Source organism: Glaciihabitans sp. INWT7 (assembly GCF_014217685.1).
Classification (GTDB): domain Bacteria; phylum Actinomycetota; class Actinomycetes; order Actinomycetales; family Microbacteriaceae; genus Lacisediminihabitans.
This window is the reverse complement of sequence record NZ_CP043653.1, coordinates 2,371,486-2,387,479: the sequence shown is the minus strand read 5'-3', so window position 1 is coordinate 2,387,479 and position 15,994 is coordinate 2,371,486. Positions and strand designations below refer to the sequence as shown.

14 protein-coding genes and 1 tRNA gene are annotated in these 15,994 nt (G+C 67.4%); 7 read left to right on the top strand and 8 right to left on the bottom strand.

Annotated elements, in window-relative coordinates; genetic code table 11:
• Positions 1 to 19 precede the first annotated feature (19 nt).
• The 3 genes from F1C58_RS11585 to F1C58_RS11575 all read right to left on the bottom strand — a co-directional run bounded on the left by F1C58_RS11585 (position 20) and on the right by F1C58_RS11575 (position 5,053).
• Positions 20 to 1,645, bottom strand: a complete 1,626-nt coding sequence (locus F1C58_RS11585; protein ID WP_185201259.1) for a GMC family oxidoreductase — start codon at positions 1,643 to 1,645, stop codon at positions 20 to 22.
• Positions 1,642 to 3,231: an AMP-binding protein gene (locus F1C58_RS11580; protein WP_185201258.1), complete on the bottom strand. Its 1,590-nt coding sequence runs from the start codon at positions 3,229 to 3,231 to the stop codon at positions 1,642 to 1,644. The genes F1C58_RS11585 and F1C58_RS11580 overlap by 4 nt, the downstream gene beginning before the upstream one ends.
• Before the next feature lie 61 nt (positions 3,232 to 3,292).
• Positions 3,293 to 5,053: an aldehyde dehydrogenase family protein gene (locus tag F1C58_RS11575; RefSeq protein ID WP_185201257.1), complete on the bottom strand. Its 1,761-nt coding sequence runs from the start codon at positions 5,051 to 5,053 to the stop codon at positions 3,293 to 3,295.
• A 168-nt stretch (positions 5,054 to 5,221) separates the two neighbouring features.
• Here F1C58_RS11575 and F1C58_RS11570 point away from each other — a divergent pair, with 168 nt between their 5' ends.
• Entirely contained in the window at positions 5,222 to 6,439 is a 1,218-nt protein-coding gene (locus F1C58_RS11570) for a CdaR family transcriptional regulator (protein WP_185201256.1), read from the top strand.
• On the opposite strand, the gene F1C58_RS11565 is transcribed toward F1C58_RS11570, so the two are convergent.
• On the bottom strand, positions 6,436 to 7,605 hold the full coding sequence (locus F1C58_RS11565) for a thiolase family protein (protein ID WP_185201255.1): 1,170 nt from the start codon (positions 7,603 to 7,605) through the stop codon (positions 6,436 to 6,438). The two genes, F1C58_RS11570 and F1C58_RS11565, sit on opposite strands and share 4 nt — an antisense overlap.
• Before the next feature lie 318 nt (positions 7,606 to 7,923).
• On the opposite strand from F1C58_RS11565, the gene cysK reads away from it, so the two are divergent.
• Positions 7,924 to 8,862, top strand: coding sequence for a cysteine synthase A (gene cysK / locus F1C58_RS11560; RefSeq protein ID WP_185201254.1), 939 nt, complete (start codon positions 7,924 to 7,926; stop codon positions 8,860 to 8,862).
• Positions 8,863 to 8,899: 37 nt separating this feature from the next.
• Positions 8,900 to 9,430 carry a serine O-acetyltransferase EpsC gene (gene epsC / locus F1C58_RS11555; protein ID WP_370543653.1) on the top strand — a complete coding sequence of 177 codons (531 nt, stop codon included), beginning with the start codon at positions 8,900 to 8,902 and terminating at the stop codon, positions 9,428 to 9,430.
• A 5-nt stretch (positions 9,431 to 9,435) separates the two neighbouring features.
• Here epsC and F1C58_RS11550 read toward each other — a convergent pair whose 3' ends face one another.
• Positions 9,436 to 10,074, bottom strand: coding sequence for an MBL fold metallo-hydrolase (locus tag F1C58_RS11550; protein WP_185201252.1), 639 nt, complete (start codon positions 10,072 to 10,074; stop codon positions 9,436 to 9,438).
• An 89-nt stretch (positions 10,075 to 10,163) separates the two neighbouring features.
• Between F1C58_RS11550 and F1C58_RS11545 the strand changes: the two genes are divergently transcribed.
• Positions 10,164 to 11,066, top strand: coding sequence for a diacylglycerol kinase family protein (locus tag F1C58_RS11545; RefSeq protein WP_185201251.1), 903 nt, complete (start codon positions 10,164 to 10,166; stop codon positions 11,064 to 11,066).
• Between the two features lie 68 nt (positions 11,067 to 11,134).
• Positions 11,135 to 11,210: transfer RNA gene (locus tag F1C58_RS11540), tRNA-Glu, on the top strand.
• A 1,190-nt stretch (positions 11,211 to 12,400) separates the two neighbouring features.
• Here the strand turns inward: F1C58_RS11540 and F1C58_RS11535 are convergent.
• A complete protein-coding gene (locus F1C58_RS11535; RefSeq protein ID WP_185201250.1) occupies positions 12,401 to 13,072 on the bottom strand; it encodes a response regulator transcription factor in 672 nt (223 codons plus the stop codon).
• Positions 13,073 to 13,182: 110 nt separating this feature from the next.
• On the opposite strand from F1C58_RS11535, the gene F1C58_RS11530 reads away from it, so the two are divergent.
• Positions 13,183 to 13,461: a GlsB/YeaQ/YmgE family stress response membrane protein gene (locus F1C58_RS11530; protein ID WP_185201249.1), complete on the top strand. Its 279-nt coding sequence runs from the start codon at positions 13,183 to 13,185 to the stop codon at positions 13,459 to 13,461.
• Between the two features lie 96 nt (positions 13,462 to 13,557).
• Here F1C58_RS11530 and F1C58_RS11525 read toward each other — a convergent pair whose 3' ends face one another.
• Both F1C58_RS11525 and F1C58_RS11520 read right to left on the bottom strand, forming a co-directional pair.
• Positions 13,558 to 14,043, bottom strand: a complete 486-nt coding sequence (locus F1C58_RS11525) for a DNA alkylation repair protein (RefSeq protein WP_185201248.1) — start codon at positions 14,041 to 14,043, stop codon at positions 13,558 to 13,560.
• 4 nt (positions 14,044 to 14,047) lie between these two features.
• A complete protein-coding gene (locus tag F1C58_RS11520) occupies positions 14,048 to 14,440 on the bottom strand; it encodes a VOC family protein (RefSeq protein WP_185201247.1) in 393 nt (130 codons plus the stop codon).
• Between the two features lie 122 nt (positions 14,441 to 14,562).
• Between F1C58_RS11520 and F1C58_RS11515 the strand changes: the two genes are divergently transcribed.
• Positions 14,563 to 15,942: a D-alanyl-D-alanine carboxypeptidase family protein gene (locus F1C58_RS11515; RefSeq protein WP_185201246.1), complete on the top strand. Its 1,380-nt coding sequence runs from the start codon at positions 14,563 to 14,565 to the stop codon at positions 15,940 to 15,942.
• Positions 15,943 to 15,994 lie beyond the last annotated feature (52 nt).

Below are 15,994 nucleotides of genomic sequence, written 5' to 3'. Positions count from 1 at the left end.
GGTGTTGGGTGCCGCCGGGTCAGCGGAGTGACGTCGCAGCCAGCGAACCCGACTTCGCTGACTGCAACAGCAGGTCGGCCGCCTTCTCGCCGATCACCATCGACACGGCCTGGGTGTGGCCGCGGATGATGTCGGGCATCACCGAGGCGTCCGCGACGCGAAGACCCTCCACCCCGCGCACCCGAAGCTCTTCGTCGACGACGGAGGCCTCGTCCGTGCCCATGCGGGCCGTGCCGACCGGGTGGTACAGCGTGTGGGCGGCCGTTTCGAGCGCGACGGTGTCCCGCTCGGCGCGCTCGAGGGCATCCGTTCCCTCCGGAGCAAGGAAGTGCGGTCCGGTGGTCGTCTTCAGTGCGGGCGCCTGCAGGATGTCCTCGCAGATTCCGAGGCCGGCGATCAGCCGCGCCCGGTCGCTGCCCGCCGCGTCACTGAGGTAGCGCGGATCGATGATCGCCTTCTCCAGCGGGTCGGCAGAGGCGAGGGTGATCGTTCCCGTGCTCTGGGGCGTGAGGAGAATGGCTCCGATGGTGATCGCGTGGGCCGGGGCGGGGACGAGACCTTCGCCGATGAAGGCGACCGGGGCGAAGATGATCTCGATGTCGGGGAGTTCCATGGCGGGATCCGAACGCACGAAGCCGTACGCCTCCGCGACATTCGAGGTGAGCATGCCCCTCCCCCTGGCGAGGAAGTTCACCAGTTCCGGTGCCTTCTTCGCGGAGAAGAGGGTGTCGCCCGAGGTCTCGACGATGAGCCCCGAGAGCAGATGGTCGCGCAGATTCTCGCCGACCTCCGGTGAGTCGACCAGCACCGGGATCCCGTGCTTCTCGAGCTGCGACTTCGCGCCGATCCCCGAAAGCATCAGGAGCTGCGGGGTGTTCACCGCCCCGCCGCAGAGCACCACCTCGTGACGCGCCAGTGCTCGAGTGGTCAGGCCGTCGAGAACGTACTCCACGCCGATGGCGCGGGTGCCGTCGAACAGCACCCGGGTGGCCTGCGCTCCGGTTCGCACCGTGAGATTCGGTCGATCCTTCGCGGGCACCAGGTAGCCGTCCGCACTGGAGAATCGCTTGCCTTTCCTCTGGCTCACCATGGTCTGGCTGAAGCCGTCCGGCCGCGCGGAGTTCGGTGCGACGAGCGAATACCCCGCCTGCACGACGGCCTTCAGGAAGGTCGCCGTGTGCGACCGAGGGCTGCGCTGGTGCTCGATGCTGATGGCACCCCCGGATCCCTGGTCGGGATCCGTGTTCCCCTCGACCCGCTCGACACTCCGGAAGTACGGCAGCAGTGCCGCATACGACCATCCCGGCCCGGCGGTCTGCGCCCAGCCGTCATAGTCGGCAGCGAATCCGCGCACCCACATCATGGCGTTGATCGACGATGATCCTCCGAGCATCCTGCCTCTCGGCCAGTAGATCGTGCGACCGGAGAGCTGCGGCTGGGGGGTCGTGTCGTAGTTCCAGTCCAGTTCCGAACGGAAGAGCGCCGAGAATGCGGCGGGGATGTGCACCTCCGTCTTCTTGTCGACGGGGCCGGCCTCGAGTAACAGCACCGAGCGGGTGCCGTCTTCGGTGAGCCGTGCCGCCAATGCCGCCCCGGATGCCCCGGCGCCGACCACGACGAAATCGAACTCGGTGTCTGCGCTCACGCGCGCACCTCGAGGCTGCGGAGATCCTTGCGCAGGATCTTGCCAGAGGTGGACTTCGGAATCGTGTCGATGAAAGCAACCTGGCGGATCTTCTTGTGCGGGGCCACGTGCTCGGCGATAAAGGCCATCACCTCTTCTGAGGTGATCTCGGCGCCCGGCTGCACCACGACGAATGCCTTCGGCACCTCTTCTCCCTCGGCATCGTGGGCGCCGACCACTGCGGCATCGGCAATGCTGGCGTGGGTGAGCAGAAGCGCCTCGAGCTCCGCCGGAGCCACCTGATAGCCCTTGTACTTGATGAGTTCCTTCAGCCGGTCGACGATCGACACGATGCCCTCTGACGACACCGTCGCGATGTCACCCGTGTGGAGGAACCCGTCGTCGTCGATGGTGGCGCGCGTGGCCTCGTCGTTGCCGAGGTAGCCACGCATGATGTTCGGGCCGCGACAGAGCAACTCTCCGGGCGCACTCGTGCCTTCAGCGGGCATCTCGATCTCGTCACCTGTTGCCGGGTCGATGAGCTTGCACTCGATGTTCGGCAGGGTGATCCCCACCGAACTGAGGGGGATGTCCGCCCGGCTCACCGGGATGCTGTGAGACACCGGGCTCATTTCGCTCATGCCGTACCCCTGACGCACCAGGCACCCGAGGCGATCCGCCACCGCCTTGCCGAGTGCGCCGTCGAAGGGCGCGGCGCCGGAGACGATGACCTCCATGCTCGAGAGGTCGTACTGGTCGATGAGCGGATGCTTCGCCAGAGCCACCGCGATCGGGGGCGCGATGAACGCCCAGTTGATGCGGAAGTCCTGGATGATGCGCAGGAACTCCGCGAGGTCGAATCGCGGCATCGTCACCAGTCGTGCCCGACTGCGGAATGCCATGTTGAGCAGCACGGTCATGCCGTAGATGTGGAAGAACGGAAGCACCGCGAGTACGCGGGCATCGGCATCCGCCCCGAGCAGTGGAAGGGATTGAGCGACATTCGCCACCAGGTTGCGATCGGTGAGGATCACCCCTTTCGGCCGCCCGGTGGTGCCGGAGGAGTACGGCAGCACCGCGATCTGCTCGGCAGGGTCGAAGCTCACGGCCGGCGCCGGATTGTTCTCCATCATCAGGTCGCGCAGCGAGGCGAAACCCTCGGCTCCGTCCAGCACGATTACCTGGTTGTCGGCGATGCCCGCCCGTGATGCCGCGTCCCGCGCGGAGGCGAGAAGCGGCGAGACGGTGAACAGGAATCGCGCCTTCGAGTCGACGAGCTGCGTGCCCATCTCCTCCCCGGTGTAGAGCCCGTTGACGGTGGTGGCTGTGGCTCCCGACCGCAGGATGCCGTGGAACACCGCGGCAAAGGCCGGCACGTTGGGGGAGTGCAGCGCCACCACATCCCCGAGTCCGATGCCACGGGCCGCGAGGGCGCCCGCAACGAGGTCGATCTGGCCGATCAGCTGACGATAGCTCGTCTCCGCTCCGGACCCGCCATCCACGATGGCGATGCGGTCGAGATCGGCCTCATCGATGCTCGCGAACAGGAAGTCGTAGATGCTGAGGTTCGGGATCTCGACATCGGGCAGGGGTCCTCGAAAAACCACGTGAATCTCCTTTGATCGTGTGGTGGATGGTGCGGGTGAGCGTTGCGAAAAACCTACCCGGTCAGGCTCTGAATGCGGAGATGAATATCGCCGGCATCTTGAGCCACGAGGGCGCCGCAGCGAATCCGGCCAGCAGACGCCCCGTCTTCTTCGCACTGCGGGCGGTCACGAACCACGGGGGTTTCGGGAACAGGGCGAACTCACCGTGGAGAGCAGACCGCGGGAACGGACGGAATGGACCTCGGGCGATCGTCTTCTCGGTCTCGGAGAGAAGCAGCGCATTGTGAACGACCCCGATGCCGCTCTGCACGTGGTCGAGGCTGTGCCCGGGAAATGCGCCCCAGGGGGCTCCCGGCGTGAGGAAGCCGAGGGCGGTCCAGGTGTTGACCGCGATCGTTCCGTAGTCGAGCTTCGCGAGGGCGTTCTCGAATCCGGCACCGAGGCTCTTGATGGTGCTCGGCATGCCGAGGATGTTGGCCCCGAGCGTGCCGACGAAGTCGCGGTTCACCGTATCGACCGCCGTGTCGAGGAACGCCTGGCCGGTGCCCGGGAGTTCGATGACTCCGAGCACCGGGGAGAAGTATTCGGTGGTGAGCAGCGTCGAGGCGTCGTCGTCGGCGTGGATGTCGACGAGGAGTCGACCGCCGCTCGCTCCGAACTTCTCGGCTGCCGGGTAGGAGGTGGATGCCTGGCCGACGCGAACGTCGCTGCCCGGGTACCACGGGGCACGGTCGGGGGTGCGGGCGAGGGCGCTGCGGAGCTCGGCGAGGAAGGCCTTGCGCTGCGGCCATTGCGAGCTGAGCACCACGATTTGGCCGGCGATGCAGTTGTAGCCGCCGTTGTGCAGCCGCTGAGTGACCACATGCTCTGCCTGGTACCGGAGGTCGGCCTTCGACCACGCTCCCGGGAGAACGATGATCGGCGCGACGCCACCCAGCTCGCTCGTGATGGGTTTCGTCAGAAGGGGGGTTCCCGCGGCGCGGCGCGTGGCCGCACCCGGTCCGGTGCCCCACACGATCACATCGTGGGTCGCTGCGCTGCCGGTGATATGCACGTGCGAGATGCCGGGATGGTTGGCGAGGTAGCCGCCGACATCTCCGGCACCGGTCACGATGCGCAGCAGGCCGAGGTCGATAAGCGGTTTGAACGCGGCCGAGTACGGCGCGAGCATCCGATCCATCACCGGGTTGAGCTTGAGCAGGGCGACGCGATTGTGGGCGATGAGCTCGTAGAGCACATCCAGCGGTGGGATCGACGTGATGTTGCCGGCGCCGAGCACCAGGCCGACACCGTCGGTCTCCGTCGGCGTGCGGGCTCCGAGACCGGCCGAGGCGCGCACCGCCTTCTCGGAATCGCCCGGCTTCATCCACACTTCTGCGCTGAAGCCGTGGAGCAGCAGCGCCTCGTAGGGGTTGGCGGGCAGCACTGGAACGCTCACGCGCCCGCCCGGGGCGCTGCCGAGCTTTGCATCCGCGATGGGGCTCTTTCCCTGCGCGATGGCACCGAGAGTGTGTTGGAGGGCGAGGAGTGAGGAGAGCACGATGTACGGTCCGGAGATCCATTCCTCACCGACGTAGGCCGAGTCCGGATCAAGATTCTTGGTGCGCACGGCGGCATCGACCCACTGGTCTGCGGCGGCGGCGACGGTGGAATGGACCTTGCCGAGCAGGGCGATGCGAGCCGGGATCGGCATCTTCGCCCAGCGGGACTCGCCCTCGGCGAGCTGGCTCACCGCTGCATCCAGTTCGGCGCGAACCTCCGCGTCGAGTGACGGGGAGGCGGGAGCGGCCGTGGCGGGCACGGTCGGGTCTGTGGTGGTCATCAATCTCCTTTGATCGCTGCCGTCTTGGTCACGGGCATAGTCGAACCGACCACGCCTCACCAAGGAGATTTCAGTATCGCCCACTAACCCCCCGAGTGCGATAGGCGAACGCCGTCTGTTCCCTGAATACCATTGTGCGCTCGCACAATACGGCGCTACAGTCCCCCCATGTCCATCGATCAGCATGCGCGGCGAGTGATCGCGCCGGAGCACCGGGCGGCGCACGCCGAATCCGCCGACTTCTTCCTAGAGCTCGTGGACGCCGTCGGGCCGATCACCGACGGCGTAGTCGACCAGATCATCGCGGGGGAGAACGAGTACGCCGAGAATCCGATGCCGCGGGAGCTCCTGCAGTCGATCGTGAGGGAGAACATCGCCGCACTGCTCGCCACTCTCGCCGGCGCGACGGACTCGCTTGCCGCTCCTCGTCGGGCCGGTCGCATCAAAGCCGAGCACGGCATCCCGATGGCGAGTCTCCTTCACGCGTACCGGCTCGCCGGATTGCAGCTGTGGGACGAGATGATGGCGAGGTCGGTCGGCAGCCAGCGGGCCGAGACGCTGCTGCACCTCTCCTCGGATGTCTGGGGAATCATCGACCTCTTCTCCGGCGCGGCCGCGGAGTCCTACCGGGCCTTCGTCGACGAGCGGGACCGCCGCGACGAGCAGGCGCGCAGCGTCATGCTGCTGAGCCTGCTCGATGGGAGCGCGACTCCCGGGGAGGTCGGTCGGCTGCTCCGTGCGCTCGAGCTGCCGGAGCACGCCCGCTACCTGGTGATCGCGGCCGAGCGCAGCAGCAGTGGCGCGGATCCGGTGCCGGAAGTGCACGGTCGACTGAGCGCCGTCGGGATTTCGTCTGCCTGGACCGCCTGGAAAGGCGAATACGTCGGCCTCGTCGGAGTGCCGCGGCACGCGGAGATCGACCGTGCCGTTTCCATCGTGGCGGCGGCAGCAACCTCCAGGGTCGGTGTCAGCAGAACCTTCACCCAGCTCTCGGCCTCCCCGGGTGCCGTCGACCAGGCGCGGATGTCTGTCGAGTGCATCGCCTCCCCGGGCGTGGGGATCCACCGCTACGGATCGGCCCCCCTCGACCTGCTCCTCGTGGCGCAACCCGGCTACGGTGCCGAGCTGCGGGACAGCGTCTTCGGTCGGCTGTTCGGCCCGGACTGCACCGATGGTGCCGTGTTGCTCGACACCCTCGAAGCCTGGTTCGACGCCGAGGGGTCGACCTCCGATGCAGGCAAAAGGATGCACTGCCACCGCAACACCGTGCTCTACCGTCTCGGCCGCATTGCCGAGCTCACCGGACGCTCAGTGGCGCGCCCGGCCGAGGCCTCCGAGTTGTACGCGGCACTGCGAGCGGTTCGACTCGGCGGTGTCCGCGCCTAGAGTCGCTCGATGATCGTGGCGTTCGCCATGCCACCGCCCTCGCACATCACCTGCAGGCCGTAACGGCCCTCGGTGGCCTCGAGGTGATTCACCATCGTGGCGAGCAGGCGTGCACCGGATGCCCCGAGCGCGTGCCCGAGGGCGATCGCACCCCCGCGGGGGTTGAGCTTCGCGGCATCCGCTCCCGTCTCGGCGAGCCAGGCCAGTGGAACCGGGGCGAAGGCTTCATTCACCTCGAAGGCGTCGATGTCGTCGACGGTGAGACCGGCCTTGGAGAGTACCTTCGCCGTCGCAGGGATGACCCCGGTGAGCATGAACAGGGGATCGCTGCCGGTCACGGCGAAGCTGTGGAAGCGGGCGCGGGGCTTCAACCCGAGCTCTGCCGCCTTCGATTCGCTCATGATGAGCGTCGCCGCGGCCGCGTCGGTGAGCGGCGAGGAGTTGCCCGGGGTGATGTTCCAGCCGATTTCGGGGAACCGCTCCGCGAAACGCTCGGTGTAGAAGGCCGGCTTCAGACCGGCCAGGCCCTCGGCGGTCGTGGTGGGGCGAACGGTCTCGTCGGTGGTGACGTCGCCGACGGCGATGAGTTCGTTGGCGAAGAAGCCGCCGGCAGTCGCTTCGGCGGCGAGCTGGTGCGAGCGCGCCGAGAAGTCGTCGAGCTGCGCACGGGAGAATCCCCACTTGCTCGTGATGAGTTCTGCAGAGATCCCCTGCCCGACGAGACCCTCGGGGTAGCGCGCGGCAACCTGTTCTCCGTAGATGTCTTCGCCCATGATCGAGTAGCCGATCGGCGCGCTGCTCATCGACTCGACTCCGCAGGCGATGGCGATGTCGTAATTGCCGGTCATGATGCCCTGGGCGGCGAACACCGCCGCCTGCTGGCTCGATCCGCACTGGCGGTCGATGGTGACGGCGGGAACGTGATCGGGGAACCCGGCGCCCAGCACGGCGTTGCGGGTCACGTTGTAGGTCTGCTTGCCGGCCTGCGCGACGCATCCGCCGATCACGTCGTCGACGGTGGCGGGGTCGACACCGTTGCGTTCGACGAGGGCACGCAGAGTTGTGGCGAGCAGATCCACGGGATGAACCCCGCTGAGCGAACCGCCCGGCTTGCCGCGACCGGACGGGGTGCGGATGACGTCGACGATCACTGCGGAGTTGTTCATGGGGACTTCCTTGTCTGGGGTCCCTCCAGCTTAGGCACGCGTGCGGGGGGAAGTCTTGCGCGCTTCTCGCCACCGTCGGGCAGGGCGCGCCCGACGGGTGGACCGTGCGCTCTAGGTCGGCGAACGACGATCGACCGCGCCGCGCTTCTCCTCCCCACGGGGCACACCGGCAGTCGCAACCCGTAACTTTCACCGAAATCTCGGCCATTTCGGGCCATAATCGGGAAGGATTTCGCCCCGAAGGCGTTGACACCGTGGTACTCGAAAATCGTCGTCGACAGGCAACTGCCGTATGGCCTGGAACAGAAAGCGCAGCCCATGCCGCAACGCATCTACAACGACATCACCGAGATCTTCGGAAACACCCCGCTGGTGCGCCTGAACAAGGTCGCCGAGGGCCTCGGCGCCACGGTGCTCGCGAAACTCGAGTTCTACAACCCCTCCGCGAGCGTCAAGGACCGCCTCGGCATCGCCATCGTTGACGCGGCAGAGGCCTCCGGCGAGCTGAAGCCCGGCGGCACGATCGTGGAGAGCACGAGCGGCAACACCGGCATTGCCCTCGCGATGGTCGGCGCGGCCCGTGGTTACAAGGTGATCCTGACGATGCCGGAATCCATGAGCAAGGAGCGGCGGATGATCCTGCGCGCGTACGGCGCGGAACTCGTTCTCACCCCCGGCCCCGGCGGTATGCAGGCCGCCGTCGATCGGGCTGCCGAGATCGTGGCGAACACCCCCGGCGCCGTCTACGCCAAGCAGTTCGCCAACGCGGCGAACCCCGCCATCCACCGTGCCACCACCGGCCCCGAGATCTGGAACGACACCGAGGGCGCTGTCGACATCTTCGTGTCGGGTATCGGCACCGGCGGAACCATCACCGGAACGGGCGGATACCTCAAGGAGCAGAAGCCGGACCTCGTGGTCATCGGTGTCGAGCCGGCCGAGTCCCCGATCCTCAATGGGGGAGCGCCCGGTCCGCACAAGATCCAGGGGATCGGGGCGAACTTCGTTCCGGAGATCCTCGACCGTGAGGTCTACGACGAGATCATCGACATCGATATCGCCCAGTCGGTGGCGATGGCTCGCCGACTTGCCGCGGAGGAGGGCATCCTGGCCGGGATCTCGTCCGGAGCGACGGTGCAGGCGGCCCTCGAGGTCGCGGCCCGCCCGGAGAATGCCGGCAAGACCATCGTCGTCATCGTCGCCAGCTTCGGCGAGCGCTACCTCTCGACGGTCTTGTACGAAGATCTCGCGGACTGACCGGGTGCCTTTCGGGGGCGTTCGGGAAGACGTGCGGATGGCTCGGCTGAAGGATCCGGCGGCGCGGTCGAGCGCCGAGGTGTTTCTCGCCTACTCGGGGCTCCATGCCGTCTGGGGATACCGCGTCGCTCATCGGCTCTGGCTGTGGCGCTGGTTTCTCGCCGCCCGTATCTACTCGCAACTGGTTCGTTCGCTCACCGGGGTGGAGATCCACCCCGGCGCGACCATCGGTCGTCGACTCTTCATCGACCACGGCATGGGGGTGGTCATCGGCGAGACGGCGGTCGTCGGGGACGACGTGTTGCTGTACCACGGGGTCACCCTCGGCGGCACCAGCTCAGTGCGCGAGCGCCGGCATCCGACGATCGGTGATCGGGTCACCATCGGGGCGGGTGCGAGCGTTCTCGGGCCGGTCACTATCGGTCACGACTCGATCATCGGTGCGAACGCCGTGGTGGTGACCGATGCTCCGCCGAGCTCCGTCCTCACCGGCATCCCGGCGCGGGTGCGCCCGCGCGTCGCCACTCCGGTCGACGAGACCTTCACCGACCCCGCGATCTACATCTGACTCCGCTACAGGTCGAGAGCGTCACCCGGCTCGAGCGCGACGTACTCTCCGCCGCCCTGCTCCACCGCCCACTTGAGGCGATCCCCGCCCATGCCCTTGCCTGCCGTCGACAACACCATCTCATGGGTGGCGAAAGCGCGGCGCGGCCGCACGGCGAGCACGAAGTCGATGGCCTCGCCGATCTTGAGCCAGGGCGCACCGACCGGTGCCGCGAGAGCGTCGACCTCGATGCCTTCCGGCACGGTGAAGGAGTCACCCGGGTAGTACAGGGAGTCGTTCACGAGCACTCCGACGTTGTCGACGATCGGGATCGAGGAGTGGATCACGGCGTGCTTCTCGCCGAAGAATCGCAGCGAGAACGGATCCGCATCGATCACGTCGCCGTCCTTCACGACGGTGATGTCGAAATCGGTCGCGGCGACCGCGACCCCCTCCGGGCCATACAGTTTCGCGTCGGGATTGCGGTCGAGGATGCGGGTGAGCTGGTCTGCGGTCCAGTGGTCACCGTGTTCGTGGGTGATCACGATGGCGACGACGTCGCTGAGGCCGACTAAGGCGGTGGTGAAGACTCCGGGGTCGATGACGAGCGTCTTGCCCGCGGATTCGAGAATGAGGCAGGCATGTTCTTGTTTGGTTACGCGCATTTTCCAGACTGTACTCGCACAAGTGCGCCTCGGGATGTTCCCCACGGCATCCGACATACTGGGCTGATGACGACACCGGCGCCGCTCTCGTGACGGGCTTGCGCGTCGTCGTCGCCATCAATCCGTCGGCGTCGTTCGGCAAGGGCCGTTCGGTCGGCCCCGCGGTCGTGCAGGCGTTGCGAGGTGCCGGTCACCGGGTGACCGCCCTGAGCGAACCCACCTTCGCTGATCTGCGGCGGGAGGCCGAGAAGGCGATCGCCCTCGCGCCGGACGCCCTGGTCGTCGTGGGCGGTGATGGCATGGTCAGCCTGGGCACGAACCTGGTCGCCGCAACCGCCATCCCCCTCGGAATCGTGCCCTCCGGCACCGGAAACGACGTCTCTCGCGGCCTCAAGATTCCCATCGGCGAGACGGATGCCGCCATCGACGTCCTGCTCGTCGCGCTCGGCCGCGAGCCACGTGTGATCGACGCGGTGCTCGTGCGGGGCTCGGGCGAGCCGGATTGCTGGTTCGCCGGAGTGCTCTCCGCCGGGTTCGACGCCCTGGTGAACGAACGCGCCAACCTGTGGCGCTGGCCCCGCGGCAAGAGTCGCTACAACCTCGCGCTCTTGCGGGAACTCGCGACCCTCCGCCCCACGACGTACCGTCTCGTGCTCGACGGGGTCGAGTGGAACACTGCCGGCACTCTGGTGTCGATCGCCAACAACACGTCCTTCGGCGGCGGGATGCTGATCACGCCCGACGCGCTCCTCGACGACGGGCTGCTCGACGTGTGTGTGGTCGAACCGCTGTCGCGCACCGCCTTCCTCGGCATCTTCCCTCGAGTTTTCAAGGGAACGCACGTGAGCGATCCGCGGGTCTCGATCCGTCGGGCCCAGCGCGTGACGATCGAAGCGGATGGCGTGGTCGCCTACGCCGACGGAGAACGAGTCGGGCCTCTGCCCCTCGAGATCGAAGTCGTGCCGGGCGCCCTGCGGATCCTCGCACCCTGACCGGGCATCCCACACCGTTTTGGTGTGCCTTGCTCGCGTGTGGCATACTCGTTGAGTTGTCCACTTGCGGCCCCATCGTATAGCGGCCTAGTACGCTGCCCTCTCACGGCGGTAACACCGGTTCGAATCCGGTTGGGGTCACCACCGGTCCGGATGCCAGCGTTTGCTGGGATCCGGGCCTTTTTTGTGTGGGCGGCGGGGGTGTTTTTCTGCTGGGCGCGGAGGTGTTCGGAGCTGGTTGGGCTGGGCGCGGGGTGTTCGGACGGGTTTTCTGCTGGCCGCAGTGTCATCCGGCAATATACGCCCCGTGCGCGGCTGACAGGGGCTGATGGTGACGGGTGGGCGTGGCCAAGGGGAAGTTGCGCGGGTCATCCGTCGCAAAGCGCTCCCTACTGGGCAGCCCAGCGCAATTTGTGGCGACTGGGCGCCGGTGACGGCGATCGTGCGAGTGCGCCTCAGAAGGCGGCCACCAACGTGCGGCCTGTGCCCGGGCGGCCCGGGGCTGTGTGACGGTCGGCCGCATGCAAGGTGCTTGGGGTCGGGCGGGCCACCCGGCACAAAGTGCTCTCTCGCGAGCCGTCCAGCGCGGATTGTGACGGCTGGGTGCTCGGCGGGGTGGCCGGGCCGGCAGTCGGGCGGCCCAACCGGCACAAAGTGCTCTCGCGCGAGCCGTTCAGCGCGGATTGTGACGGCTGGGTGCTCGGCGGGGGTGGCCGGGCCGGCAGTCGGGCGGCCCAACCGGCACAAAGTGCTCTCGCGCGAGCCGTTCAGCGCGGATTGTGACGGCTGGGTGCTCGGCGGGGTGGCCGGGCCGGCAGTCGGGCGGCCCACCCGGCACAAAGTGCTCTCGCGCGAGCCGTCTAGCGCAGATTGTGACGGCTGGGCGCTCGGCGGGGGTAGCCGAGCCGGCAGTCGGGCGGGCCGGGAGTAGGCCGGGCCAGCAGTCGGGCGGGCCGGCAGTCGGCCGAGCCGGAAGTCGGGCGGGCCGGGAGTCGGGCGGGCCGGCAGTCGTGCGAGTCATCCGGCACAAAGTGCTCGCGCGCAGGCCGCCCAGCGCAGATTATGACGGCTGGGCGCTCGGCAGGGGTAGCTGGGCCGGGAGTCGGGCGGGCCGGGAGTCGGGTCGGCCGGCGGCCGTGCGCGTCATCCGGCGAAAGCTGCTCTCAAGCCGTCCGCTCAGCGCGGATTGTGACGGCTCGGCCCTCGGCGCGGGGGCCGGGCCGGGGGTCGCGGGGTCATCCCTGGGAAACTGTCGCACGCTGGCGAGGAAGCGGTCACGGTGCAGCGGTGACTGGCGGCTGGGCGAGCAACGCCCACGGTGGAGTTCGCCGAACTCAAGGGCCGCCGAGCCAGTGGTCGATGCGGTGGTGGTCGGGGGTGAATCCGTGGCCGACGCCCCACAGCACCGCCTGGCTGCGGCTCTGCGCGCCGATCTTGCGATAGGTGTTCCTGATATACGACTTCACGGTGTTGGGACTCAGATAGGTGAGTGCCGCCACCTCGGCGTTGCTCTTGCCCTGAGTGATCAGGGCGAGGATCTCGGACTCCCGGTCCGTTATCCCCTCCCGGCGGCCGGGCCAGTCCAGCGCCAGTGCGCTTCCCGATCGTCGAGCCGGATCGCTGATCACTTCCTCGCCGGCGTGCACCTGCTCGAGAGCCGAGACCAGTTCGTTCGCCGCCAGGGTCTTGGAGAGGTATCCCTTCACCCCCTGCTCGCGGGCGCTTTCGACGAGGCGCGGATGGAAGTTCCAGGTGTAGACCACCACGTTGCGGGCCTTGGGGTTGTTGACGAGCGCGTTCAGTTCCTGATGGTCGGACTCTGGCTGAGCGAAGGAGTCGTACATCACGATGTCGACCGAGTCGTCCAGTGACGCATTCGAGTCGATTTCGGAGACGAGGACGCGGTCCCGGTAGTCGTCGAACATGTGGGCGAGGCCCTTCAACACGACGTCGTAGTCGTCGACGAGCGCGACGGTCAGGGGGCGGGGTGGGGCGAGGCTCGGCATCCCCGCACATTACCTCCTTAGGGGTGTGACGGTCCACCCCTGGAGGGAGTTGGGTAGAGACGTGGCCCGCAGAGGGTCGCACCCACAAGACACAGCGCAAGGAGAACCTCATGCTCGGACTCATCATCAGCATCATCGTCGTCGGACTCATCGCCGGAGCCATCGCGCGACTGGTCGTGCCCGGAAAGCAGAACCTGTCCATCGGAATGACCCTGCTCCTCGGAATCATCGGATCGTTCGTCGGCGGATTCCTCGGTTACCTGCTCCTCGGTGCCGACCCCTCGGGTGGATTCTTCCAGCCGGCCGGCATCATCGGCTCCATCATCGGCGCGATCATCGTGCTCCTCATCTGGACCCGAGTCGGAAGCCGTCGCACCTCACGCCGGTGATACCGCCTTCGGATCGACACCCGATCCGTCTGAGACGCCCGGATGCCTGCCCAAAGCCGGCCTCCGGGCGTTTTTCTGTGCACACCGCCGCCACCGTCAGTCGATCCCGACGAGATGGCGAGCGGCCTGCCGCAGCCACGGATTCTCGTCGGACGTCCACCGCTGTACCGCCACATTCGCGCGCGCTCGGCTTCCACCATCCAGAGACCTGAACAGCGGCACGATCACGTCGACGATGAGCGGATCGGCCAGCGCCGGAGTCAGCGCCTCACGCAGGAAGCCCTCGAGGCGGGTGAGGTCGGAGTTGTCGAGCCGACGCACGTGGGTCTGCAGCAATACGACCGCCGCAAGCCTGCGCTCGTAGACGGCACCGCCCCACAGCTCCGAGGCGAGCGCGGTGATCTCGTCGTGCCCGAGGCCGGGGTAGCGGAGGGTCACTGCGCGGATGGTGCCCCGCACGGCGCCGACCGACGCTCCGTAGAACTGCAGGTGCGATCCGATCCGCGCCTCGTCGGTGATGGCTCGCTGCCAGGTGGCTTCGAGCTGGAGGGCGGCATCCACGAAGCCGCCAGCGTCGCTCACCGCACTATCCGAGGGGCTGGGCGATCTCCCAGATGTGACCGCCCGGGTCCTGGAAGCTGGCCGTGCGGATGCCCCACTCCCGGTCCATCGGACCGTTCAGCAGCCGCACCCCCAGCCCGCTGAGCTCGGCACACATGGCATCGACATTCTCCACGTCGAGGGTGAGCTGGAGTCGCGAGCCGCCCTTGGCGGACGCAACCGCGGCGGGTTCGATGAGGCCCACCGCCTCGGAGGACTTCAGCAGGTTGATCATCGTGTTGTCGAACCGGAAGACCGCGGAGTTCGCATCTTCGAAGAGAATCGGCAAACGGAAGACCCGGAGGTAGAAGGCCTTGGTCGCCGCGAGGTCGTCGACGAAGAGCGTGATGGCGCTGATCGATCCTGGCCACGGCGTCATGGGCTTCCTCATTCCTGTCGATGTAAAAGTTACGCCTGAGGATGGGTTCTGTTCGCGCACCAGCCATAACATGAGCATATGTATTCGAATTCGGGGGGCGCGGTTCGCGCCGCGGCTGCACGATGAGCGGCTCCTCCGGCCCGACGGGCCTTGCGGACTTCTCGGAGATGCTCGCGCGCGGAGCGGATGCCCCGGAACCGGATCCGCTCGATCCGGCCACGCAGGAGTCGGCTCGCCGCCGTCGCACCCGGCGCCGCGTCGCCGGGCTCGTAGTCGTACTCCTGATCGTGGCAGCGGTCGGCACCTACCTTCCCGTCACCCTGCTCGCACCGCTGCCGACTGCCGTGCTCACCGCGACCAAACCGGCCCTCACCGTGCCGGCGGCCGTCCAACTCACGCTGCCGGCCCAGGGGGAGTCTGCCGTGAGCGTCACCGGAGCAGAGACCTTCGCCGGCACGGTAGGCACCAACGGCATCCTGGCATCGAGCGGAGGGCCCGGTCCGCTGCCGATCGCGAGCATCAGCAAGCTGATCACCGCCCTGGTTGTGCTCCAGGCCAAGCCGCTGACGGGCGACGACGCCGGACCGACGCTCACCTTCAGCAAGGCCGATCACGATCTCTACGACCAGTACTACGTGCTCGGCGCCTCGGTCGAGCCGATGAAGACGGGCAGCACGCTGTCGGAACACGACGCGCTCGCGCTCATGCTGGTGGCATCGGCCTGCAACTACGCTGACGCGGTGAGCACCTGGGCGTTCGGATCGCGCGCCCGCTATCTCAGCGCCGTCAAGACCTGGCTCTCGGCCCACGGGCTCAGCGGCACGACCATCGTGGAGCCGACCGGAATCGATGCGAAGAACGTCAGCACCCCTTCCGACCTCATCACCATCGGCAAACTGGCGATGGCCAATCCGACTCTGGCGTCGATCGTCGGCTCGCGCACCGTGGATGTGCCGGGGGTCGGAGCGGTGCCGAACAACAACATCAGCCTCGGTTCGGAGGGGATCGACGGCATCAAGACCGGCACCCTCGACTCGGCCGGCTCGTGCCTGCTCTTCTCGGCCACGGTGAACGTCGGCCTGCCGAAGCCGATCACGATAACCGGGGTGATTCTGGACGGAAGCAGCCGGGAGACGGTGAACAGCGATGCCCAGATCCTGATCCGCAGCATCGAGTCTGGCTTCCATGTCGTCACGCTGGAGACCACCGGAACCGTGGTGGGGCGTTACGGCACCGCCTGGAAAGACGGCGCTCGAGTGGTGACGGGGGATCGGGCTTCCGTGCTCACCTGGTCGGACGCGCCGATCAGCTCCACCATGACCGTCAGACCGCTGTCGATCACCGCGGGCAAGACCGTCACAGACGGATCGACGGTCGGCAGTCTCGATTTCACCGTCAACGGGAGCGTGATCTCGGTACCCCTCGTGCTCGACGGCTCGATCTCCGGGCCGGGTGGGTGGTGGCGCCTCACGCATCCGGAGATGCTGCTCGGCGGCCACTGAGCGGCTGTAGCCGACCAGCGCCTGTCGCCGATCGGAGCGTGTGCGCCGATCT

Bases quoted from the DNA above. Each gene is read 5' to 3' on its own strand.
- epsC (WP_370543653.1), top strand. From the start codon at position 8,900: ATGGCTCGGCTGAAGGATCCGGCGGCGCGGTCGAGCGCCGAGGTGTTT.
- cysK (WP_185201254.1), top strand. From the start codon at position 7,924: ATGCCGCAACGCATCTACAACGACATCACCGAGATCTTCGGAAACACC.
- F1C58_RS11565 (WP_185201255.1), bottom strand. From the start codon at position 7,605: ATGAACAACTCCGCAGTGATCGTCGACGTCATCCGCACCCCGTCCGGT.
- F1C58_RS11550 (WP_185201252.1), bottom strand. From the start codon at position 10,074: ATGCGCGTAACCAAACAAGAACATGCCTGCCTCATTCTCGAATCCGCG.
- F1C58_RS11535 (WP_185201250.1), bottom strand. From the start codon at position 13,072: ATGCCGAGCCTCGCCCCACCCCGCCCCCTGACCGTCGCGCTCGTCGAC.
- F1C58_RS11575 (WP_185201257.1), bottom strand. From the start codon at position 5,053: ATGACCACCACAGACCCGACCGTGCCCGCCACGGCCGCTCCCGCCTCC.
- F1C58_RS11515 (WP_185201246.1), top strand. From the start codon at position 14,563: ATGAGCGGCTCCTCCGGCCCGACGGGCCTTGCGGACTTCTCGGAGATG.
- F1C58_RS11530 (WP_185201249.1), top strand. From the start codon at position 13,183: ATGCTCGGACTCATCATCAGCATCATCGTCGTCGGACTCATCGCCGGA.
- F1C58_RS11570 (WP_185201256.1), top strand. From the start codon at position 5,222: ATGTCCATCGATCAGCATGCGCGGCGAGTGATCGCGCCGGAGCACCGG.
- F1C58_RS11520 (WP_185201247.1), bottom strand. From the start codon at position 14,440: ATGACGCCGTGGCCAGGATCGATCAGCGCCATCACGCTCTTCGTCGAC.